Annotated in this window: 21 protein-coding genes and 1 tRNA gene; 12 read left to right on the top strand and 10 right to left on the bottom strand. The window is 66.9% G+C overall.

Annotated elements, in window-relative coordinates:
• Nucleotides 1-47 precede the first annotated feature (47 nt).
• The 4 genes from ABTW72_RS03140 (at nt 48) to ABTW72_RS03155 (ending at nt 3,799) form a co-directional block, all read left to right on the top strand.
• Complete coding sequence (locus ABTW72_RS03140) at nt 48-1,106, top strand: NAD(+)/NADH kinase (RefSeq protein WP_350853542.1); 1,059 nt, start codon at nt 48-50, stop codon at nt 1,104-1,106.
• 144 nt (nt 1,107-1,250) lie between these two features.
• A complete protein-coding gene (locus tag ABTW72_RS03145) occupies nt 1,251-1,529 on the top strand; it encodes a hypothetical protein (RefSeq protein ID WP_350853545.1) in 279 nt (92 codons plus the stop codon).
• Between the two features lie 879 nt (nt 1,530-2,408).
• Nucleotides 2,409-2,810, top strand: coding sequence for a hypothetical protein (locus tag ABTW72_RS03150; RefSeq protein ID WP_350853548.1), 402 nt, complete (start codon nt 2,409-2,411; stop codon nt 2,808-2,810).
• Nucleotides 2,810-3,799, top strand: a complete 990-nt coding sequence (locus ABTW72_RS03155) for an AlbA family DNA-binding domain-containing protein (RefSeq protein WP_350853551.1) — start codon at nt 2,810-2,812, stop codon at nt 3,797-3,799. Before ABTW72_RS03150 ends, ABTW72_RS03155 begins: the two co-directional genes overlap by 1 nt.
• Nucleotides 3,800-3,973: 174 nt before the next feature.
• On the opposite strand, the gene ABTW72_RS03160 is transcribed toward ABTW72_RS03155, so the two are convergent.
• The 5 genes from ABTW72_RS03160 to ABTW72_RS03180 form a co-directional block, all read right to left on the bottom strand.
• The gene (locus ABTW72_RS03160) at nt 3,974-4,621 is read right to left on the bottom strand and encodes a hypothetical protein (RefSeq protein WP_350853553.1); all 648 of its coding nucleotides are present in this window, start codon (nt 4,619-4,621) and stop codon (nt 3,974-3,976) included.
• Nucleotides 4,622-5,654: 1,033 nt separating this feature from the next.
• On the bottom strand, nt 5,655-6,005 hold the full coding sequence (locus tag ABTW72_RS03165; RefSeq protein WP_350853556.1) for a hypothetical protein: 351 nt from the start codon (nt 6,003-6,005) through the stop codon (nt 5,655-5,657).
• 9 nt (nt 6,006-6,014) lie between these two features.
• Nucleotides 6,015-6,671: a hypothetical protein gene (locus tag ABTW72_RS03170; RefSeq protein ID WP_350853559.1), complete on the bottom strand. Its 657-nt coding sequence runs from the start codon at nt 6,669-6,671 to the stop codon at nt 6,015-6,017.
• A 175-nt stretch (nt 6,672-6,846) separates the two neighbouring features.
• On the bottom strand, nt 6,847-7,122 hold the full coding sequence (locus ABTW72_RS03175) for a tyrosine-type recombinase/integrase (protein ID WP_350853562.1): 276 nt from the start codon (nt 7,120-7,122) through the stop codon (nt 6,847-6,849).
• Nucleotides 7,123-8,059: 937 nt separating this feature from the next.
• On the bottom strand, nt 8,060-9,091 hold the full coding sequence (locus tag ABTW72_RS03180) for a DUF808 domain-containing protein (RefSeq protein WP_350853565.1): 1,032 nt from the start codon (nt 9,089-9,091) through the stop codon (nt 8,060-8,062).
• A 531-nt stretch (nt 9,092-9,622) separates the two neighbouring features.
• Here ABTW72_RS03180 and ABTW72_RS03185 point away from each other — a divergent pair.
• Entirely contained in the window at nt 9,623-10,849 is a 1,227-nt protein-coding gene (locus ABTW72_RS03185; RefSeq protein WP_350853568.1) for a hypothetical protein, read from the top strand.
• A gap of 184 nt (nt 10,850-11,033) precedes the next feature.
• On the opposite strand, the gene ABTW72_RS03190 is transcribed toward ABTW72_RS03185, so the two are convergent.
• Nucleotides 11,034-12,320 carry a family 16 glycosylhydrolase gene (locus ABTW72_RS03190; RefSeq protein ID WP_350853571.1) on the bottom strand — a complete coding sequence of 429 codons (1,287 nt, stop codon included), beginning with the start codon at nt 12,318-12,320 and terminating at the stop codon, nt 11,034-11,036.
• A 63-nt stretch (nt 12,321-12,383) separates the two neighbouring features.
• On the bottom strand, nt 12,384-13,508 hold the full coding sequence (locus ABTW72_RS03195) for an ROK family transcriptional regulator (protein WP_350853574.1): 1,125 nt from the start codon (nt 13,506-13,508) through the stop codon (nt 12,384-12,386).
• An 87-nt stretch (nt 13,509-13,595) separates the two neighbouring features.
• On the opposite strand from ABTW72_RS03195, the gene ABTW72_RS03200 reads away from it, so the two are divergent.
• From ABTW72_RS03200 to ABTW72_RS03220, 5 genes are all read left to right on the top strand, one after another.
• Entirely contained in the window at nt 13,596-14,912 is a 1,317-nt protein-coding gene (locus tag ABTW72_RS03200; protein WP_350853577.1) for an ABC transporter substrate-binding protein, read from the top strand.
• On the top strand, nt 14,905-15,846 hold the full coding sequence (locus ABTW72_RS03205) for a carbohydrate ABC transporter permease (RefSeq protein WP_350853580.1): 942 nt from the start codon (nt 14,905-14,907) through the stop codon (nt 15,844-15,846). Before ABTW72_RS03200 ends, ABTW72_RS03205 begins: the two co-directional genes overlap by 8 nt.
• Before the next feature lie 8 nt (nt 15,847-15,854).
• Nucleotides 15,855-16,649: a carbohydrate ABC transporter permease gene (locus tag ABTW72_RS03210; protein ID WP_350853583.1), complete on the top strand. Its 795-nt coding sequence runs from the start codon at nt 15,855-15,857 to the stop codon at nt 16,647-16,649.
• Nucleotides 16,650-16,659: 10 nt separating this feature from the next.
• Nucleotides 16,660-17,922: a Gfo/Idh/MocA family protein gene (locus ABTW72_RS03215; protein ID WP_350853585.1), complete on the top strand. Its 1,263-nt coding sequence runs from the start codon at nt 16,660-16,662 to the stop codon at nt 17,920-17,922.
• A 167-nt stretch (nt 17,923-18,089) separates the two neighbouring features.
• Nucleotides 18,090-18,551, top strand: coding sequence for a barstar family protein (locus ABTW72_RS03220; protein WP_350853588.1), 462 nt, complete (start codon nt 18,090-18,092; stop codon nt 18,549-18,551).
• A 56-nt stretch (nt 18,552-18,607) separates the two neighbouring features.
• Here the strand turns inward: ABTW72_RS03220 and ABTW72_RS03225 are convergent, their stop codons facing one another.
• Both ABTW72_RS03225 and ABTW72_RS03230 read right to left on the bottom strand, forming a co-directional pair.
• Entirely contained in the window at nt 18,608-19,153 is a 546-nt protein-coding gene (locus ABTW72_RS03225) for a GNAT family N-acetyltransferase (protein WP_350853591.1), read from the bottom strand.
• A gap of 195 nt (nt 19,154-19,348) precedes the next feature.
• Nucleotides 19,349-19,993, bottom strand: coding sequence for an O-methyltransferase (locus ABTW72_RS03230; RefSeq protein ID WP_350853594.1), 645 nt, complete (start codon nt 19,991-19,993; stop codon nt 19,349-19,351).
• A gap of 99 nt (nt 19,994-20,092) precedes the next feature.
• Between ABTW72_RS03230 and ABTW72_RS03235 the strand changes: the two genes are divergently transcribed.
• Together ABTW72_RS03235 and ABTW72_RS03240 are read left to right on the top strand one after the other, a co-directional pair.
• Nucleotides 20,093-20,722, top strand: a complete 630-nt coding sequence (locus tag ABTW72_RS03235) for a TetR/AcrR family transcriptional regulator (RefSeq protein WP_350853596.1) — start codon at nt 20,093-20,095, stop codon at nt 20,720-20,722.
• Nucleotides 20,723-21,034: 312 nt separating this feature from the next.
• Complete coding sequence (locus ABTW72_RS03240; protein WP_350853959.1) at nt 21,035-21,271, top strand: recombinase zinc ribbon domain-containing protein; 237 nt, start codon at nt 21,035-21,037, stop codon at nt 21,269-21,271.
• 381 nt (nt 21,272-21,652) lie between these two features.
• On the opposite strand, the gene ABTW72_RS03245 is transcribed toward ABTW72_RS03240, so the two are convergent.
• A tRNA-Leu gene (locus ABTW72_RS03245) sits at nt 21,653-21,736 on the bottom strand.
• Between the last annotated feature and the right edge of the window lie 17 nt (nt 21,737-21,753).

Raw genomic sequence — 21,753 nt, forward strand, 5'->3', positions numbered from 1 at the left:
TATGGCCGCGGTGTTGATCGCCAACAGGACTTGAAAGCCAAGGAGACGTGGAGATTCGGATTCTGGTTGCCGTCGTCGTACACCCGACCAGGCCGCAAGCCGCTGAGACGGCGCGGATGGTGTCGCGGATCTGCGCCGAGCACGGCGCGGCGTCGCAGACGTTGGATGTCTGGCAGGACGAGCAGAGCCCGGCCGACGTGCTGGGCGGCATGACGCAGCGCCCCCAACTTGTCGTCACCATCGGCGGCGACGGCACTCTCCTGCGCGGATTGGCCGTCGCTGTCGAGGCCGACGCACCGGTTCTCGGCGTGAACGCCGGCCGGGTCGGGTTCCTCACCCCGTTCGCCGCGACGGACCTGCCGAGGGTGCTGGGCGCCGCCCTGGCCGGCCGCGCGCCCACTCAGGAACGCATGCTGCTCACCCTGCGGGCGTCGCGGCCGCTGCAGGTCCCACCGGAGCTTCGGACTCTGCTGCGCTACGGCCGCGGTCCCGATCCCGTCCCGCCCCTTCCCCGGCCGAGTACGCCCGAGGAGGTGGGTTGGGGTGTTCCGTTGGGCCTGAGCGCCCTCAACGACGTCGTGTTCGAGAAGCTCGGCCGGGACCGGCAGACCAGCGTGGCGGTGTACCTGTCCGGGCGGCTGTTCGCCACCTACTCCGCCGACGGCGTCATGGTCGCCTCGCCGACGGGTTCCACGGCGTACTCGTTCGCCGCGGGCGGGCCGGTCCTATCGCCGCGGCTCAACGCCCTCGTCTTCACCCCGGTCGCCCCGCACATGGCGTTCAACCGCAGCATGGTCACCGCCCCGGACGAACCCGTCGGTGTGCAAGTGCTTCCGCGGTCGGGTCAGGTCGCTGTCGTCGTCGACGGGCGCGTACACGGAATCCTCGATCCCGGCGACTGGGTCGCCGTCTACCCTGCCCGACGCCGCGCGAAGCTCATCGTCGCGGACGTTGACGATTTCTTCGGCCGACTCCGGGACCAGTTCTCGCTGGCCGATGCCCCCGCCGCCCGCGCCGACACCGACAGCCAGCCCCCGCTGCTGGTCTACCGACCGGACCTACCGGTACCAGAGGACCTCCAACACCTGCACCTGCCCGCGGAGTAGCCTCCGGTCTGAGCTTCGCGGCTCGCCCCTCCAGCGGAACGCACTCGCGGACGCCACGAACCTCTCGTCACCCGCGCATCCGAGGGCACCCTGTGGCCCGTCTACCGCACCGCCACCAACGGCATCGGCGGCTTCAACCTGACGATGCCGCAGGACCGGATCGTCGCCTTCGACCACCAGCACACCGGCAACCCCGACCACCTAGCCCTCTACCGGCCAGGGACCGGCATCGTGTCGATCGTCCAACACCAACCCGATGACACCTTCGGGGCCGTGTTCTGGACACGTCAGGGCGTGGCGGGATTCGACCTGACGAGCACCGACGACCAGATGATTAGCTACGACATGGACCATGACGGCCGCCTGGACCGGCTACTGATGTACCGACCTGGCACCGGCATCGTCGTCATCGCCGGTCCGTAGATCTACCGCCACCATGCGGCAGCCCGCACCGCGGAGCTACCTGAGGTCGCCGTCATAGTCCGAGCGCTCGGCGACATCGTCGCCGTGCTGCGCGACGCCGACCCCGACGACAAAGCCGAGGACCGGCAACTCGGTCTCCGGCTGAACTACCAGCCTGAAACGCAAACGGTGCGCGCTGCAGTCGATCTCAGCGCACACCGTGGGTGAATCGTTTGTGTCCGAGGGGCGACACGACCCATTGCCCCACCGCTGATGACGCTCAGCGCAACTCTGAAGCTCACGCAAATCTAGCTGCTGCGGCGACCTATCGCTGCCAGGCGATTTCCCTCTGTGGTGCAGAAATCACCTTCAGCCCGCAGCAGGAGCAGACCGTGGAAGTCAACCACCAGTAGTTCGACGATCTGGCGATCACGTGGAATTCGATTGACGTGGCCCGGAGGCCGCAGTGGCCGACATCGGACGGCTTCCAGCTGCGGTGGCGCGATGATGGCCCCGCCGTGTTGGCGGGCCGGTGCGGGCAGCGGCTTGAGGCGGTAGAGCTTCTCGAGTGGGCCGGCGACGACCTGGCGGCCGGTACCGTGACCGTGGGCCTGAGATTCGCGGACGGCTGGCTGACCGTTTACAACGCCCTGGACGAGAACGGGCTCGGGTTCGGCGACCTCCCGCAGGAGTACCGCCGACATCGCCTGGGATGAGCACACCATGGCAGGGTGATCGTCTCGTGGGCTAAGAGCCGGCGCGATGGCGACTTGGCGGACAACTGAGCGGTGTGGCAGGCCAGGCCCGGCGTACGCTCGTGGCCGGTTGCCGAATAGGTGCAACAGCGTGGCGGATAGCGCCTGCGTTAGGAGGACGGCGACGCGGAGAGGATGGTCCGGCATGGAGAACGGCATGACGCCGGTCGACGAGCTCACCGGCATGATCGAGCAATGCAACGCCGTTGATATCCGACTCGCCCTGTACCGTGAGAAGGAGGCCTGGCGGATCGGCTACGGCGAGGTACTTATCGGCGCCGACAGCTCTCCCCACGAGCGTACCTGGACATACGGCGAGGACGCCTTCATCGAGCGCCGCCTGCCCGGGCCTTCGGCCGCCGACCTGGTCCGGGGCATGTCGCAGCAGGTCGCCGAGCTATCGGTGTCTGCCCCGGCCCCACAAGACAGCAGCAGCTTCCAACGAATCGCCGGTCAGGTGCGCTACAACAACGCGGTGTTGCCGTGGCCCCGCACGAATGGCAGCTCAGCCCGACGGCGCAAGCCCCGACCCGGCCGCGGAGGGTGATGGTCGGCGATGGGCCCAGCTTCCTCAACACCGAAGCGGCGTTCAACGCCTTCTTCTACAAGGCCACCGTCGAAAACGGTCGCCGCCCCACACACATGCTGTGGCGCATCGTCCGAGCTGACCGCTGCGGCTGGCTCGACCTTCTCACCATCGCCCCCGACGCGCTGACCGTGCACTTGAAGGGGACCGAGCTCGCCGGAGCGCAAGTGGAGCTGGCTACCCCTGAGAACAGGCAGATCCGCCCGGTCGGCACCGCAAGGCGCCTCCGGTTCCGGCTGCCGCGAGGCCTCACGCCTGCCACCATAGTGATGCTGCGCTCCGACGATGACTGGCTGGACTTCCGCTACTTCCCCGCACCTGGGCCGGGCGGCGACACCGACAGTTCGGTAATCTGGGACCTGCCCGGAGCTGACGCGAGCGTGCTGATCGTCGGCGGCGAGTCGCAGTACGTCGAGTTCAAGGAGCAGCTGCCCGTCAGCGAGCACCGAAGGAAGATGCTCAAGACGGTGGCCGCGTTCGCCTCCGGCGAGGGCGGAACCGTGCTGATCGGGGTGACCGACGACAGTCAGATCGCCGGAGTTGACGCGACCAAGCTGGACGAGCTCATGCTCGCGCTTCACAACATGATCCGCAGCAACATCGATCCGGACCCGGAGGCGACTGTACGGCCGGTGTCGGTGGACGCAAAACGGTGCTGCTGGTCGCGGTTCCCGGCGGCACCGGCTGGCATGCATACAACCGGGAGAAGCCCGAGTTCTATCTGCGCCGGGGCGCCAATACCGTTCCGGCGCGGCTGTCGGAGATCACCAACCGGTTCGTCCAGCAACAGACCCTGCCGTGGTAACAGCGGGCCGGGCGAGGTAGTTACAAGGTGCCAAATGGTGCCGCCAGCGGGAATTCCTGCGCCAGATCCGTGTCGGCGGTGTCAAGCCGGAAGCGGAACCACAGGACGGCTAGCCCGGCCGCCTCGTGCGGCCTGGTCACTGTGACGATCGGCGACCCGTGGCCGGGAGACACGAGCATTGCCGAAAGCAGCAAGCCCTGACCACTTCGGTGTCCAACAGGGTGCCGCACCGACTTTGACCTACGAGCACGTGGAGCCGCAGTTAGGGGTGGGTGCAGTTGAGCGCCGTTCGGCGTCGCTATGCAACTGCCGACGTCGTTCACTTCGAGGTGTCACCACGTTCAAGGGGCGACTGTTCTGCGGAGAGTTCTGGGCGAATCTCATCGCCGTCGAAAACGCCCAGCTTGATTTCAGAGGTCCGGTATTCACGGGACGAATAGTATCGGCGGGATCCGCTCCACTCGTCGTAACATAAAACCTCAATCCTCAGATAAGCGTCGTCGCCGAGGGCGAAGAGCGTCTCAAGAGCGGCCGATCCGCCGTTCAGGACCATTGCTTTTTGCTCGGAAGTGAAGGGGAAGTTGCCGAAGTTCATTTTGTGCAAATCCAACCAGATCACACGACGAGCTCCCGGCGCCAACCGGAATAGGTGCTTATTGTCAAGGGGAACGTCCAGCATGGTGCGGTTGCTCTTGACGCTTAAGTCCTTATCGGTTTTCGGAATCAGACTAACTCCGGAATAGTGCATGCGTGCCTGCATCGAAACGTCAATAACACCCCGCTTGCGCCTTGGATTCTTGATGCGGAACCTGTATATCGTCTTTCCTGACCCGCGGTGATCTCGCTTACTAATAAACTCGTGAAATTGAATCGATGGCACCACGATGTGCGACGTGAAATACCAGAATGCGACGGACAGCAGAAGACCCCCCACGAGTCCGACCACGGTAGTAACGAACGTCTCCACACACCAGACGGTACAGATCGGCGTCAAGGACCCTCTTTCAAGCCTCGCAGGCAGCGGCTGTCGCGCCGGGCTCGTCGAGTGCCAACGCGCCCTTCCGGCATGTGCAGACGTCACTCGACTGGATGACCGCGGGAACCATGGCTGACATCTTCGGATTCGGCGAAGAGGTTGCCCGCCTGAAGGGCCTGGTCAGGGCGCTCCCCGTGGGATCGGTGTCTCGCATGACGGAACCGCGGCGGACCCCAGCAAGCTCACCCGCAACCCACAACACCGATCTGCAGCACGCCGACAGACGTGGCCTAAGGCGAACCGATACGCCGACCGGCGTCAGCCATTCAGGAGCAGCAACGCCTGACCAATTCGACCTCTACTCGGAGGTCAACCGCTCCGGCGCGCACCATCGCTGCTGCTCAACGACCTGGCCGGAACGCGACCGGTTGAGCTCTTCGGAGGAACGACCACTTCGCTGACCTGCACCCAATCTGCTCCCAATGCAAGTCCCAGCCGCTCCACCCCAGTCCTTACCACGCTGACCAGCTCAGACTCCCCCACGAGCCGCCATCGACAGTGGTTGACGTCCGTTCGGCGCCGTTGAGCACTCCGCGGTAAGCAGGACGCTCCACCACTCTGAGCTGCGGAAATGTGAAACCGCAGGCAGGGGTGGGTGCAGTTGCGGGCCGTCGGGTGCAGTTCGGTGCAGTCGGAGGCCGTTCACTGCACCCTGCTGCTCCCCACCTGCTCCCCCGATCCCGGCTCCTGACTAAGCTGCGGCCACCGACCGGCAGTGGACAGCAGGTCGTTCCTCGCCAGATCGCGGACACCAGGGCTTGGGCGCACTAACCTCGGAGGCCGGCCTGCCAACGTGCGGCGCCGGTACCGCACGTCACCGACCCAGAGATGGCAGCACCGTTCGAGCCGGGCCAGGCTCCGGGGAGCCCGCTCATCGTGAGCGGGCTCCCGAAGCGGCCCAACCAGGGCCCAACAGTTCGGCCGCAGTCGCGCGGATCGCGGCAGATGCGGATGCCCGTGGACGTTACCGGCTCGATGCTTCATCGATGCCGTACCGCACCATGACGTGCAAGTCCTCGGCGAGCAGATCCCTCGCGAGGGCACGGTCCACGAACGCTGCTAACGAGCGGCCGACCTCGTCTCCCGCCACGTCAGCCAGGCCCTCATCCCGTGCGGCGTGCCGCAACGCGTCCAACGCGCGGGCCGCGGCGTACGCCAAGGCCCTCGAACGACTCTGGGATGAGGCCATGGCCGGAGAAGCGTTACGATCATCATCCGCCATGGCGCTCAAGTCGTCAACGATGAAGAAGGTGGTAGGCGTAAAGACCTCTCTCAAATGACAGGGGGGAGCCAGATGAGTGTCCGGAATGGCCAAGGTCGGATCTTATCCGTTCATCACACCCCGGTAGACAGCAAAGGCAATACCGAAGCCCAGCTTGTGCGTGCCAATGACAACAAAGACGCCCAAAACGAGAGCAATTTTTGTCTTATAGCGTTCGAGTGGCCCCTTAGCGGCGCCGCTAAAGGCTTCCCTGAGTGGACCCCAGCAATAAGGCCAAGCCGTAGCAATCAGAATCAAGGTAAATAGTGTTATTGCATTACTTAGATTGCTCTCAAATCCCAGGAAGGTGACGCGTTCAGCTCCTGAGGGAGCCCGTACCATCATTGTGGCCATCCGCAATCCGAGAAGGGCGCCGAGGATAGCACCTATCGCCGCCCGGTTCGCCACCGCCATTATCAACTTTCGAGCTGATTCCGATCCTCTCGCGAAAAGAAGACTGTAAGCTGTAAAATTCAAAGTCGAGAACGCGGCGAAGACCACCACAGCCAAGGCGGTGGCTACAACGCGACGCCATGGCCTCTCCATGGTGGTCGGGTCGGCAACATACTGCGGCGCCAGCCACCCCGTGTAGACAATCAGGGCAAATAGCAACCAGATCAAAAATGCACTGGGTTGAGATGCCCGATCCATTGCACTATTAAAGTTGCGATCCTTCGAGCTTTCGGATATATCCGAGTGCGTGTCGCGGCGATCAAGCATCTCGCCAGGGGAAGGGCTCTTTCGCTCCCTCTTCCGGCGCCTGGTTCGCTGATTCAAGGCTCCCCTTCCGGGCGGCTTCAACTCGTCTCTCGACATTCTGTCATTGCAAGTCAAGTAAGCTGCCGGTCAAAAGGAGAGCGACGACACCTCAACATTCGGGTGCACACCTTTTCGTCTATTTAATGTCCAACCAAGACAAAGCGCGGACGCTGGATGGTCTCGTTCTCATCGGCAGATCCGCTTGTCGGGTCGCTACGTTTCCGGAGGCCATGTAGGCGGCGAGGATGTAGTTGGGGTGGCGGTCGAGGTTCTTGCGGGCACGGTCGTAGCGCATTGTGGTGCGCGGATCGGCGTGACGGGCGCCGATCTGTACGTCGCGGAGGCTGACGCCGGCGTCGAGCATGGTGGTGACGAAGGTGTGGCGCAGCATGCGCGGGTGCATCCTCGGCATCCGCACCCAGCGTGGGCGGCGAGGTGTTTGAGCCGGCGGGTTGCGGCGTGCCGGTCCATCCTGGTGCCGAGGGTGTTGCGCAGGATCGGGCCGTCGGGGCAACCGTCGACCGCCCGGTCGACGGCCCTCGCCACTGCGGGTGGGAGGGGGACGAGGACGACTTTGCCGCCTTTGCCGCGTACCCGTAGGCCCCGGCGACCGTGTTCCTCACCGATGTCGCCGATGTTCGAGCCGCGGGCTTCGAAGATCAGCAGCCCGAGCAGTCCGAGCATGGCGATCAGCGCGAAATCGTTTGGGTTGTGAGATTTTCGTGCCGTGGTGATCAGTGCTTCGAACTGGAGGTGCCCGAGCCCGAGGGTGGGTGAGTCGGGTGGGACCACCGGTCTGCGGACGTAGTCGGCGGGTGAGTGCGGGAGGTTGTCGTCGATGACGCAGACAAAGCCACGCAGCCAGAGGTGACCGCATGTAGGCCGGTCGAACCGGCCCGAACCGCGGCCCGGCTCCCGCGTCGGCTTCGCCCTGCCGGGGCACCGCCGGGGACAGGTTACAGCCGCCACGGAGGGCCATGCTGTCAGACGCCACAGGGGGCATCCGCTCATCGGCATGAGCGGACGCCGCCCTACCCCCTCAGCGGGGAACGCCAGCGCTGACGCCGTCGGAGCCGCCGAAGAGGTCATCAGACTGAAGGGCCTCATCACGGCGCTGCTCGTGGGATCGGCGTCTCGGGTGACGGAACCCATCGAACTCCAGCAAGCTCACCCACGACGCGCTCACACCGAACCACAGCACGCCCTTGGGTGTGTGTGGCGTTGGGCGACCCCAGGAAGAGCACGAAGGGCCGCAGGCCGGCCCGGGACGACCCGCGTAGCTTAGCCGGGTTGAGCGCGGTTCAGCACCAGAACGCCTGACCCGTGGTCGAGTTGCGGTGCTTTTGCGGTCAACCGCGCGGCGTTCGGTCCGCCGGAGCGTCGAGACGCCGAGCTGCACGGCTCAGCGGCGCGGGGATGGTGCCGTCAGTACGAGTCGGGCCCGCCGCAGCCGCAGCCTTGGATTTGCGGCGGTGCAGCGTGAGAGTCATGACCAGCACGACCAACGCTCCGACGATCAGCCCGAGGATCGCGCTGGCCACCGTGTTGACGAGCCAGCCGATGAGCCCGCCGAGAACACCCGTGGCGTCGTGGGCGGCGACCTCCACGTGGTGCACGGCCTCGTACAGGAAGTGCAGGTTCAGCTCGTTCGTGCCTAGCAGCAGGATATGCCCGCCCACCCACAGCATCGCCGCGGTGCCGACTACCGTCAGCACGGTGAGGACCACCGGCATCGCCCTCACCAGACCGCGGCCGAACGTGGCGACAGCGCCGGAACGTTGCGACAGGCGCAGCCCGGCGTCGTCCATCTTCACGATCAGGGCCACCACGCCGTACACCAGGACGGTTATGACGACGGCGACGACAGCCAGGACCGCCAGGCGGGACCAGAACGCCTCATCGATCACCTCGTTAAGGCTGATGACCATGATCTCCGCCGAGAGGATCAGGTCGGTTCGTACCGCCCCAGACACCAGTGTCGTCTCGTCCTGCACCTTCTCCTCGCCCGCGCCGGAGGCACCATGATGGGCGATCTTGGCCCACACTTTCTCCGCGCCTTCGTAACAGAGGTAGGCGCCGCCGAGCATGAGGATCGGAGTAAGCAGCCAAGGCACGAACTGACTGAGCAGCAGCACCGCCGGCAGGATGATGAAGAACTTGTTGCGCAGCGACCCCACGGCAATGCGCTTGATAATCGGCAACTCGCGCTCGGCCGCCAGGCTCCGCACGTACTGCGGCGTGACGGCAGCATCGTCGACGACCACGCCCGCCGCCTTGGCGCCGGCCTTCGCAGCGGCCGCCCCGATGTCATCGATGGACGCGGCAGCGGCCCGGGCCAGCACCGCCACGTCATCCAGCAGGGCTACGAGTCCACCGGCCAAGGGAGGGTCCTTCCAGGGTTGCGGTTCGAACTGGCCCATTCTCGCTCAGGTCTCTGCGCGCGGCACGCCACCACCCGGCCGTAATCGGGCGAGAGCCCGAGGTGAGCGACTATCACGCTCGGCCGACGACCCGCCACCACCGCGCCCGGGTGCCAACAGCCGGCCGTACGCATGCCCAAGCCGACTCCAGTCACCGTCATCGCCACATCGGCCGTAGTTCGCCGGAAGACCGCAGTCGCTACGCCTTCTAACCCAATCGGTCAACCACGTCGGTCTCGCAGACTCGTCCGGGTTGAGTTGATGACGGGCACGATCTCATCAGCGCCAGCAGCGGTCGGTGCGCTGGCGTGGTCCCCACGGTGGGAACTGTGCTGCGCACCCTGCTATCGCAACAAATTCGCTGGAGCGGGAGACCCCGCGGGTTCATTCTGTCTCGCGATGGGCTGTGAAAACGACGGCTGCTCGCACGAGTGGCACTACGCGCCGTACCGCACCGGGCTGGGCGCGCTGCAGCGCGGCCACGGTGCCGCAGTGGCCTGGCTGCAGGGTCAGCCGGATCACGGGCACATGGTTTACACCTGTACCGCTCGCGACACCCGGTGGGACTGGCAGGTCGACGACCGCTACACGTACCTGGCTCGACTGCTGCACGACCTGCGCCTCGACCCAGCCCCACTGGTCGCGCAGCTTCGCGCCTGCGGCCCGTACCGCCCCTGGCCCCAAACGGACCCGACCGATGACGACAATCAGTTCAGCCTTGCTGTCGGCGTCTTGGAGGCGCTCGCCCGCAAGGGGAACACGCAGGCGCACGAGACGCTGCGCGGATACGTTCGCAACGGCGTCCGCTGGATCGATGCACTGACGACGTTGGCGTCCAGCTGGCCGACGGAGTGGTGGGACGACCTGTGGGAGATCGCAGCCACGCGTATCAGGCCCGAAGATGTGACCGAGATACTGCCGACATCTGAGCCCTGGCTGCGTTGGCGGGGTCGGGATTCGAGGATCGACAGCGTGTTGAACGCCGCGCAGCGCAGCCGAAAGGATGCTCAAGGTCGCCGGGTCGACCTCTCGACCACCAGTGACGCCGAACTGATCGCGCTCCTCCAGGCGCCGGACACCGGCCGGGCCGTGAAGGTGACCGCACTGCACCAGATCCGTCGCAGAGCACGGCCCGTACCGGAATTGCTCGACGCGGTCGAGCAGTTGGCCGCCGAACGGCAAGCCGGACTGTTCGGTGCGCTCCGTGTCCTCGGCCCGCAGGTTCTCCCGGCTGCGCGAGGCTGGGCTGCCGACCCCGAACACCCGCTGTTCGACGCCGCCGCACACCTCCTCGCCGAGCACGGCGAGGAGCAGGACATCCCGTCGATCCTCGCCGCACTCGACCGGCTCACCGACGAATGGTGCGGCCACGACCGACTCACCGAAGGCCTGGCCCGGATCCTCACCAGTTCCCCATCAGCCTCCCAGGCCGACCTGCGGACAACAATGATCCGCCGGCTGCGCCGATTGACCATCGCATCGCCACACAGTTACGAGCGACGCAGCTACCTGCAAAGCCTGCTGCTTCTCGATCCGGACAAGACAACTGCCGTGCTGCCGTCTTATCTCCTCGACTGTGAGCCGGACGTCCGGCTGTTAGCCGCTCAGCACACCCCGCTCACCGATCAGACCCGGCGCTGGCTGCTCACGCTACGCGAGGATCCTGTCGAGGAAGCATCCGTGCGTCAGGCCGCAGCCGCACGCCTCACCGGAGACTGAAGCCGCCCACATCCTTATCTCGCTTCACAACCGACGATCCCACTCAGCCAGCCGATTTCAATCGGCAGCAGAAGGCCGCCTCCCATATCCCGGAGGCGGCCTGTGAACTGCGAGACCCGACAGTGGGCGAGGCTGGTGTGCGGCCCTCGTCGATCCCACTGATGGACAGGTGGGTGACGGTTCGTCAGGAGACGGGTTCGAGACTCCACTGACTGGTCCACCAGTTGGCGGGCGCGGCGCCGTACTGGATGCTGCCGGTCAGGTTTTCGGTATGGGCGTAGGTGCCCTTCCAACGGTTTTTCAGGCGCAGGCGGCCGTCGACGGGCTCCTGGGCCCACTGCGCCGACCAGTAGGTGCCGGGTACCGCACCGGTCTGCACGTTGCCGGTCTGGTTCTCCACGTGCAGGTAGTTGCCGGTGGCACGGTTCTTGAGCCGGACGTAACCGTCGACGTTCTCGACTGCCCACTGGGCGGCCTGGTCGGTGCTGGCAGCGGCGAGGTACCTGGCGGTGCCGCTGCCGTCGTCTTTGACGTACTGGCCGGTCTGCCGGTTCTTCAACCGCTGGTAGGACACCGGGTAGCCGCCGTCCTTCTTGTAGACGCGCAGGTAGTCGACGCTCCAGGTCTTGGGCCAGACGTCGTTGTGCCGACCGGAGCCGGCATCGGTGTAGATGCCCATGATGAGCCCCATCGGCATGTTGGGGGCGTCGTTGATCGTTCGGTAGAGCTGGCCGTCGTAGTAGAACTTGATGTCGGTGGGCGACCACTCCATGCCGTACGTGTGGAACTCGGTGGTCGGTGACCCGCTGGGAACGGGGGCAATCGACGCGTACGAGCTGGACAGGAAGTTCGGGTCGCCCCAGCCGTGGGCGGCGATCCGCCAGTTGTTCGGCTCGTTGAAGAACGTCTCGACCATGTCGACCTCGGGGTTGCGCGAGGCGCTGGAGGTGTCCCCGGTGCCGACCAGCCAGAGGGCCTGGTGGCCGCCTCCGCCGACGTTCGACTTCTTGGCGCGCAGCTCGACGTAGCCGTACTGGAACGTGTAGCCATTGAAGTCGGGCTCGTGGTGGTTCAACGGCATCGAGCCGTTGAACTTGTGCCAGTAGTCCTTGTTGTAGGTCTGGATCGAGGAGATCTTGACCGTGCCGTCGTACTGCGGGTTCCACGCCGGGGTGTCGGCGTCGAGCCGCTGGGTGAGCACTCCGTCGGCGATGGTGTAGCGCGCCTTGGCACCGAGCTCGCGATTGGCCGGGGAGGTCCAGTGCGGCAGGTAGTAAGGCAGCCAGCGGCTCGTGTTGAGGGTGTTGACGTCGAACTCTTCGGCGAAGTCGAGGGTGTAGCCCGGTTTGGCGAGCGGGCTGGGAGGGGTGTCGCCGGCCTGGGCCGGCGGGGCGGTGACGACGCCGGCGAGGGTGACACTGAGGATCATCGAACCGGCGGCGGCTAGAACTCTTCGAAAGCGATGCGCCATGAGGCACTCCCGGGGTAACGAAAGAAAAGTTCTTTCGGAATATGCCGGTGAGTGCTACCGCTGTCAAGAGCCGTCGGTGAAGAGCTCCCCGCGGACCGCGTCCCGGGCCGTCTCGACCGCGCCGATGGCCACCGCGTCATCGCCCAGCGCGGAGATCGCCAGACGTGGCAACTCGTACAGGATCTCGGCGAGGTGACGCCGCACCGGCTCCATCACCGTGTCACCGGCGCGCGCGACGCCGCCGCCCACCACGACCAACTGCGGGTCCATCGCGAGAACCATGGCGCCCACCCCTTCGGCGAGTGCCCGCGCGTAGTCGTCGACAGCCTCGACCGCGCGCCTGTCCCCCCGCCTGGCCTGTGCGAAGACCCACTCGCGGGAGTTCATGCCGGGAGCGACCCCCGCGTCGGAGAGCAGCTTGCGGGGTGCCGCCTCCCAGCCCAGGCCCGGGTGCCGGCCGATCTCTCCGGCCGCCCCCCGGCCACCGCCGAACGGTCTGCCGTCCACCAGGACGCCGACGCCGAGGCGGTGCCCGGCATGCACGTACAGGACGTGGTCGACCCCCTGCGCGGCGCCGACCCGGTGCTCGGCCAGCACCGCGAGGTTGGCGTCCTTGACGGCGCTCACCGGGCAGCCCAGACGGGCGGTGAGTTCCTTGGCCAGCGCCGTGCCGGTCCAGCCCGGAATGGCCACGCTCAGCCGCACGACACCGTCGGCGATGATGCCCGGGGAGCCGGCGCAGGCCGCCCACAACCGCGGCGCGTCGGCCGGCATCGTCCGTCGCAGCAGGTGGACAGCGGCGTCGATGCGTCCGGCCGGGTCCAGGTCCGGGTGGATGGCGGCCCGAGCGGCCGCCACCTGCGCGCCGGCGAGGTCGGCGATCCGCACCGACACCGCGTGCGCCCCGATGTCGAGGCCGGCCACGACGCCTCCGTCCGCGGCGAAGCGGTAGCGCTGTGCGGGTCGCCCTCCAGTCGGGGCGTTGTCGAATCCGTCCAGGACCAGGTGTCGGGACTCCACCAGTGAGGTCAGGATGCCCTGCACGGTGGGGCGGGACAGGCCGGTCTCGCGGGCGACACCGCTGATGGTCAGCGACGGCCCCTCGTAGAGCAGCCGCAGCACACGACGCGTGTTCAGGTGCCGTAAGGCGCTCTGGTCGCCGCCTGGAAGAGCATCTCCCACGGTCATTCGCTGCCCCTTGACGTGCGTTCGTCGACGGCCCACTATAGCGAACGCAAGTTTCCTTCGAAACTACTCCTGCCCAGGGAGACCCCCATGAAATCCGTGACATCGATGAAGAGTGCGATCAGCGCGGCCGCTGTGCTTATCGCGCTCGGAGCGTGCGCACCAGGCAGCTCGTCGGACGGGGAGCCGGCCGTCGACGCGAACGCGCCGGTCCAGACCGGCGTGCCGGCCGGACAGGTGGAACTGAACCTGATCGCCACCCCCGAGTCGGGCGCCGCGATGAAGGACATCATCCCGGCGTTCCAGGCCAAACACCCCAACGTCAAGATCAATTACGTCGACACCACGTACGACGACTACAACAAGTCGCTCAACCTCGCGTTGTCCAGCGACACCTCACCCGACATCGTGCTGCTCAACGCCGTGGGCACCACCGTCAAGGACCAGTTGATCCTCAACCTCCAGCCCTACGCCAAGGCGTACGGCTGGGAGTCGGCGTACCCGGCCGGACAGCTCAACCAGTGGCGGGTCGCCAAGGACGGCACCACCCTCGGGTCGGGCGACCTGTACGCGGCACCAGCGTCCTTCTCCCAGGTCGGTCTCTACTACAACAAGGCCAAGTTGAAGAAGCTCGGCATCGACGCTGCTCCGACCTCACTGGAGGACCTGGAGGCCGCCCTGGCAAAGGCCAAGGCCGGCAGTGAGACCCCGCTGCAACTCGGCAACAAGGAGGGCCACGCCTCCTTCCCGATCCAGCTCATCGGTCAGTCCACGGACGGCCCGGCCGCGTACGCCAAGTGGGTCTTCGGTGAGGGCGGCGCCACCTTCGACACCGCCGGCAACACCAAGGGCGCCCAGAGCATCACCGGCTGGGGTACGAAGGGCTACTACTCCAAGGACGCCAACGGCATCGACCTGCAGGGTGCGGTGGACAGGTTCACCAAGGGCGACGGCGTCTTCTTCGTTGACGGTTCCTGGGATTCGAAGAAGATCGGCGACGCACTGAAGGGCGACGCCGGCTTCGTGCCCTTCCCCGGCCCCAAGGCCACCGCGATCGGCACCTCGGTCGCGTACGGGATCTCGCGGAAGTCGAAGAACGCGCAGGCCGCCGCCGCCTTCCTGGACTTCCTGCGCGGCCCGGAGGCTGCCAAGGCCTCGTTCGCGCAGGGTTTCCTGCCCTCCGACACCTCGACGGTGACCGCCGAGCCCGGCACCATCTCCGCCGAACTGATCGCCGCCTGGAACAAGGTCAACGCCGATGACGGGCTCATCGGGTTCAACAACAACGCCACCGCGACCATGAACGACACGCTGGTAGCCGAGACCCAGAAGCTGATCGCCGGCAAGGTCGACGCCGCCACGTTCATCCGGGCCGTCCAGTCCGACTGGGCCAAGACGCATGGCTGACAGCCTCGCGAATCGCGTGGCCGTCCGGGACCGCACCGTCGTCGCACCCGCGACGCCGGTGCGGGCCCGGCGGTCGCGGGCACGCCTCGTACCGCTGCTCTACACCGCACCCGCGCTGCTCTTCTACGCGGCTTTCGTGATCGCGCCCTGGCTGCACAGCCTGTGGATCTCGTTCTGGGAGTGGAACGGAATCGGCGTCGCCACCTGGGCCGGGCTCGACAACTACCGGGAGATCCTCGCGGACCCGGCGCTGCGGCTCTCCCTGGTCCACGCCTTCGGGCTGATCCTCTTCTACTCGGTCATCCCGATCTGTTTCGGCCTGGTGCTGGCGGCGCTCGTCGCGAACGTGCCCTGGAAGGGCATGCCCTTCGTCCGTACCGTGATATTCCTGCCGCAGATCCTTCCGCTGGTCGCGGTCGGCAGCGTCTGGAAGCTCTTCTTCGACGACGACGGACCGTTCAACGCGCTGCTGCGCGCGGTCGGCCTGTCCGACTTCACCCGCGCCTGGCTGGGTGACTTCACCTGGGCCTACCCCGCGGTCGGAGTCGTCGGGACCTGGGTCTCGACCGGGCTCTGCTTCCTGCTGCTGTACTCCGGAATCGGCAAGATCGATCCGGCCCTGTACGAAGCCGCCCGGCTCGACGGCGCCGGCGCGATCCACGAGTTCTGGCACGTCACAGTGCCGGGTCTGCGCCGGGAGATGTCGGTGGCCGCGACCGTCACCGTGATCGCCGCCCTGGCCAGCTTCGACGTCGTCTACGTGATGACCGCCGGCGGCCCCGGCGAGTCGACACTGGTGCCCGGTGTCGCCATCTACCGGCTGACCTTCACCGCAGGGCAGGTCGGCACCGCCTGTGCGCTCGCCGTCGTCCTGTCCCTGCTGACCTGCGCGGTCATGTTCGCCCTGAACCGCCTCACCCGGGAGAAGACATGATCCGGTCGATGACCCGGTTGTCGCTGCTGGCCGCCACCGCCTCGGTGCTCGTCCCCTTCTACGCGATCCTCGCCGCGTCCCTGCAACCACAGGACAATCTCAGCCCGGGCCTCGCCTGGCCGTCGGACCCGCAGTGGCACAACTACGTCGACGCCTGGTCGACCGGCGGATTCGCGGACCTCATGCAGTCCAGTCTGATCATCGCGCTCGGCGTCGTACCCCTCGCGCTGGTGCTCGCGACGCTCGCCGGATACGGGCTGGCGATGATGCGGCTCGCCGTCCGGGGGCCGATCTTCGCGTTGCTCATGCTGGGTCTGGCCCTGCCGTACGAGTCGATCGTCATCCCGCTCTACTACGACCTCAAGTCGATCGGGCTCCTCAACACCTACTGGGCGGTCATCCTGCCGCTCATCGGGGCGTTCATGCCGTTCGGGGTGTTCTGGATGCGTAGCCACTTCGAGTCGCTGCCGCCGGAACTCACCGAGGCCGCCGAGATGGACGGCGCGTCCAGCAGACAGATCCTGCGCCAGGTCCTGCTGCCCACCGCCCGGCCGGCGCTCACCACCCTCGGCCTTCTCTACTTCATGTGGGCGTGGAACCAGTTCCTGCTCGCGCTGATCCTCATCCAGGACCCGGCGATGCGTACGGCGCCGTCCGGGCTCGGCAAGTTCATCCAGGCCTACGGCCGCAACATCCCGCTGCTCAGCGCCGGAACGATCATCGTCATCGTGCCAGTGGTCATCCTCTACCTCTTCTTCCAGCGCCACTTCGTCAAAGGCATCCTTTCCGGCGCCATCAAATAGGAGACACCTGATGTCCATCACACTGGCGATCGTCGGTGCCGGAGCACGAGGCGCCGCCTACGCGCGGCTCGCCGTGGCCACCGCAAACGCCACGATCGCAGCTGTCGCCGATCCCGACCCCGCCCGCCGCATCACCCTGGCCGACGAGTTCGACGTACCCGCCGAACGCCGGTTCGCCTCGTGGGAGGACCTCGCCGCACAGCCCCGGCTCGCCGACGCGGTGATCGTGGCGACCCCCGATCGCGCGCATGTCGAGCCGGTGGTGGCCTTCGCCGGGCTCGGCTACGCGATCCTGCTCGAGAAGCCGATGGCGCCGCTGCCCGAGCAGGCGGAACGCATCGTCGCCGCGGCCGTCGACAACGACGTCCTCCTCGCCGTCTGTCACGTACTCCGGTACACGCCCTACTCCCAGACGCTCAAGCGGCTGCTCGACTCCGGGCGGATCGGTGCGATCGTCAGCATCGACCACCTGGAGCCCGTCGGCTGGTGGCACCACGCCCACAGCTACGTGCGCGGCAACTGGGCGGTGGAGGCCGAATCCTCCTCGATGCTGCTCGCCAAGTCCTGCCACGACATCGACTGGCTCGGCCACCTCATCGGCCGGCCGGTCCGACGGGTCTCCTCCTTCGGCGGCCTCGCCCACTTCCGGCCGGAGAACCGTCCGGCTGGAGGGACCGAACGCTGCGTCGACTGCCCGGTCGAACGATCCTGTGCCTACTCCGCGATCCGGATCTACGAACGGTTCCTCGGTGACCCCGTCCACGAGGCATGGCCGCTGGGCGTACTCACCGACGATGTCAGCGCCGACGGCGTCCGCAAAGCCCTGGAGGACGGCCCGTACGGCGTCTGCGTCTACACAGGTCGCAACGACGTCGTCGACCACCAGGTGGTCAACCTCGAATACGAGGGCGGCAGCACCGTCGCCTTCACGATGACGGCCTTCACCGCGCTCGACTTCCGCAAGACGCGAATCTTCGGCACGCTCGGCAGCATCGAGGGAGACGGCCGCACCCTGCGGGTCCACGACTTCCTCACCGACACCGTCGAGACCATCGACCTGGACCCCGACGGCGACGCCTCCGCCGCCGACGGACACGGCGGCGCCGACGGGGCCCTCATCGAGGCGTTCATCGCGGCGGTCGCCACCGGCGACCGTTCCCTGGTCACCTCTGGACCGGAGGAGAGCATCTCCTCACACCGGGTCGTGTGGGCGGCAGAGCAGTCCCGCGCCACCGGCAGCGTCGTCGAGCTCATTCCCGCAACCCCGGTCTAGGGGTACGCCGCAAACCGCCGAGCGACACCCCGGGGCGATCGACTCGCGGTCGCCCCGGGAGCTGCGGGCCCCTACCGGCCGGTGGAACCGTCGATCAGCGCCCGCAGGATGTCGGCGTGACCGGCATGCCGGAGCCTCATCGAACGCCGTCGCGTAGCTTGGGCCGAATGACGAGCAGCGGGCGGTACGACTCCGCCGATCAGCTCGTGGTCCGCTCCCGCACTGCCCTGGTCGAACTGGCGGCGGTGTTACCGGCAACGGGCAGGTTCGTCGTCGCCCGACTTGACGGAACGAGGATGGCGGACGCGGACCTCGCCTTCTACGAGTTCTCCGACGCGCTGCTCTTCCCCGCCTACTTCGGCTGGAACTGGGACGCGTTGTCCGACTGTCTTCGTGATCTGAACTGGCTGCCCGCGGACGGGTACCTGGTGGTCGTCGACAACGTGTCCCGGATGCTGTCGAGCAGCGCAGACGACCGGAACACGCTGTTCCGGGTCCTGTCGCAGGCCGTGCGGCACTGGGCGTTTCCGGCCGGTCAGCCAGAGTTCACGGTGCTGCTGCTGTCCGAGAGCGACGACGAGGCCGCACTGTTGCGGCAGGAGATCGCTCAGGCGCTTCGCCAATCGTGACGCGCTTCGCAGGTCGGCCCGGCCAACGCTGACCGCCAGGCTCATGCCTCGATGCCCTACAGGTCCATCGCGTACACCCGGACCCGGCGGCCGGTGTCCGGCTGCACCGTCTCGCGATCCAACGACATGCCCAGCTTGACCATCACCCGAGCGGACGCCTCGTTGCCGACGACGTGAATGCTGACCAGCCGCCGGAGGTCGAGTTCGGCACGAGTACGGGCGACAACCGCCTGGGCCGCCTCGGTGGCCAGGCCCCGACCCCAGTGCGTACGGCCGAGCCGCCAACCGATCTCCACTGCCGGCATGATCTCGGGCAGGAAGGTCGGCACCGCCAGTCCGGTGAAACCGGCCAGCTCACCGGTCTCCTTGATCTGAACCGCGTACAAGCCGAAGCCGTGCTCGTCCCAATGCCGCTGATAGACGGCCAGGCGCTTCTCGGTCGCGGCGCGGTCCAGGGTGTTGCCGTCATGGATGTAGCGCATCACCTCGGGCTGCGCGTTGATCGCGGCGAACCCGTCCAGGTCGTCGTCCCGGCAGGGGCGCAAGAGCAGGCGCGGAGTCTCCAGGGACGTGGCGTCGCGGGAACTTGTCAGGTCAGACACGGTTCCTTAGTAGCACCCCGGCACCCACCGGGCGATGGGTCGCCTGGCCGGGAAGCAAGCTAGAGACGTGTCGCGGACTGGACGAGGTGGGCGGCAGCTCGGGATCGGCTGTGTGGTGCCAGGCGATGACTGTGGTGACCCGTGGGGCGTCGGTGACGGGGTCGGCGACCACGTCGTCGTGGAGGGGCCAGCAGTTCAGCGGCCCGTCCAGCAGCTGAGCTCCATGCCATCCTCGACCGGAAAGTCGATGCTGACGTAGCCGTTGCCCGGGTCTCGGACGTAGGTCACGTAGTCGCTCATCGACGCGAACGTGGAGTCGTCGCCGACGACCAGGGCGCCCGGGGCGAGCCGGTCCTCGATCAGGCGCAGGACGGGCAGGCACATCTCCTTCCAGCCGTCGAGCAGCGCCAGGCCGATCGGGCCGCCGACCGTGCCGAGGGTGGTCAGCGCGTCTCCCTCGAGCACTGTCACGAGGTCGCTGAACCCGGCCGCCTCGATATTGGCGCGGGCCGCCTTGACCTTGGTCGCGCTGAGCTCGGTCGTGGTGATGTGCCCGATCCCGTTGTCGCGCACGGCTGCGGCGAGGTAGAGCGTCGAGATTCCGTGCGAGGTGCCGAACTCGACCACCGTCTGGGGTCGGGCCGCGCGGACCAGGGCGTAGAGCAGGTCGCCGCCGCGAGCCGAGATCGGCATGTAGACGTCTTCGAGCAGGTCGGAGCGTTCCTGGGGGGTGGCCGACGGTGCGGGTCGGCCCGGCGAGCGCTCATCGTCGCGCTCGGCCTCGGTGAACAGCCGGGCGATCAGGTCGCGGACGGCGGGGTCGTGCAGTGTCGTCGTCATGACGGAAAGACTAGACGCAACGTTGCGTCTACCAAAGACTCGGATCTTGTAATGTCTCGGAAGACTTGGACTCCTCACGGGAACGGGAAGGAGCGCCCGATGCATCGCGGCAACCGGCACGGCCGGAGCGAGGCGGCCCGCGAGGCCGTGCTCCAGGCGGCGGACGACCTCGTCGCCGAGATCGGCTACGCCAAGGTCACCATCGAGGGCATCGCATCCCGGGCCGGCGTCGCCAAGCAGACGATCTACCGGTGGTGGCGTTCCAAGACCGACATCCTGGTCGACGCATTCACCGCCGACAGCGCCCAGGAGCTCACGCTGCCCGACACCGGCGCCTTCCGTACCGACCTGCGCGCCCACCTCGACGAGCTGGTCCGCTTCCTCGAGGTGTCCGACTCAGGCGCGGTGTTCCGGGCCCTGGTCGGTCAGGCCCAGCATGATCCGGAGCTGGCCGCCCGGCTGCGCGCGGAGGTTCTGCCGCAACTGCGCGCCCGCGACCGAGTGCCGTTCGACCGGGCAGCGGCACGGGGCGAGCTGCCCGCCGAGGCCGACGTCGACCTCCTCGTCGACCAGGCGGTCGGGCCGATCCACTTCCGGGTGCTCGTGACGGGTGAACCTGTGACACCCGCACTGCTGGACGCGCTCGTCACCAGGGCAGGCCAGGGACAGCCGGGGACACCACCCGGCCACGAACAGCCGGGCGCGGCAGACGCGGAACTCGACCGTTGAGGCGACGTCACCGCCGAGCAGCGCGAGGATCGGCGCGACGGCCATGTCCGGGTCGCTGTCGGCCCGGCCTGAAACAAGCAACGCACCGATGAGGTGCTGCTCGACGTCGACGACGTGGCGATGGGCCACGCCGGGGTAATGCGCTGAAACGCTCGCGACAAGTGGGGGGTCTCCAAGGAGATCACCCATGAGCCACTCATCGACGACGCGACCTTCGAGCAGGCCCAAGCCATCCTGCAACAGCGGGGCCTGGGACCCGGTGGACAACACGTAAGGCAGCGCACCCGCAACCCGTACGTCTTCCGCGGACTGATCTACTGCGCCGCCTGCGACCGACGCATGCAGGGCCAGTACAACCACGGCGACGCCTACTACCGCTGCCGCTTCCCGCAGGAGTACGCCCTCGCCAACGAGGTTCCACATCCCCGCAACGTGTACCTGCGAGAGGACGCCCTCGCCGACCCGCTCGACACCTGGCTGGCCTCCACCTTCGCACCCCACCTCATCGAACAAAAACGATCACCGCGATGGCCGACGCCCAGCCCTTAGATCACCCGCCCGCACCTGGCACAGCAGCCGAGACGATCATCACCGAGTGCGACGCCAAGCTGGAGCGATAGCGCGCCGCCCTCGATGCTGGTGCCGATCCCGCGGTCGTCACTAGTTGGATCGCCCAGACAGAGGCCGAACGCGCCCGCGCGGAAGCCGAACTACGCACCATCGCGGGCACCACCCCGCGCCGGATGAGCCGAGCAGAGATTTCGGCCCTGGTGACCGCGCTCGGAGACATCACCGCCGTGCTCCGCGACGCCGACCCGGCCGGCAAGGCCGAGGTCTACCGGCAACTCGGACTCCGACTCACTGCCAGACCGAAACGCAAACGGTGCGCGCTGCAGTCGATCTCAGCGCACACCGTGGGCAAATCATTTGTGTCCGAGGGGGGACTTGAACCCCCACACCCTATACGGGTACTAGCACCTCAAGCTAGCGCGTCTGCCATTCCGCCACCCGGACCTACACGTTCAGCCTAC

The sequence above is a fragment of the Micromonospora sp. NPDC127501 genome (assembly GCF_040302185.1).
Classification (GTDB): Bacteria; Actinomycetota; Actinomycetes; order Mycobacteriales; family Micromonosporaceae; genus Micromonospora.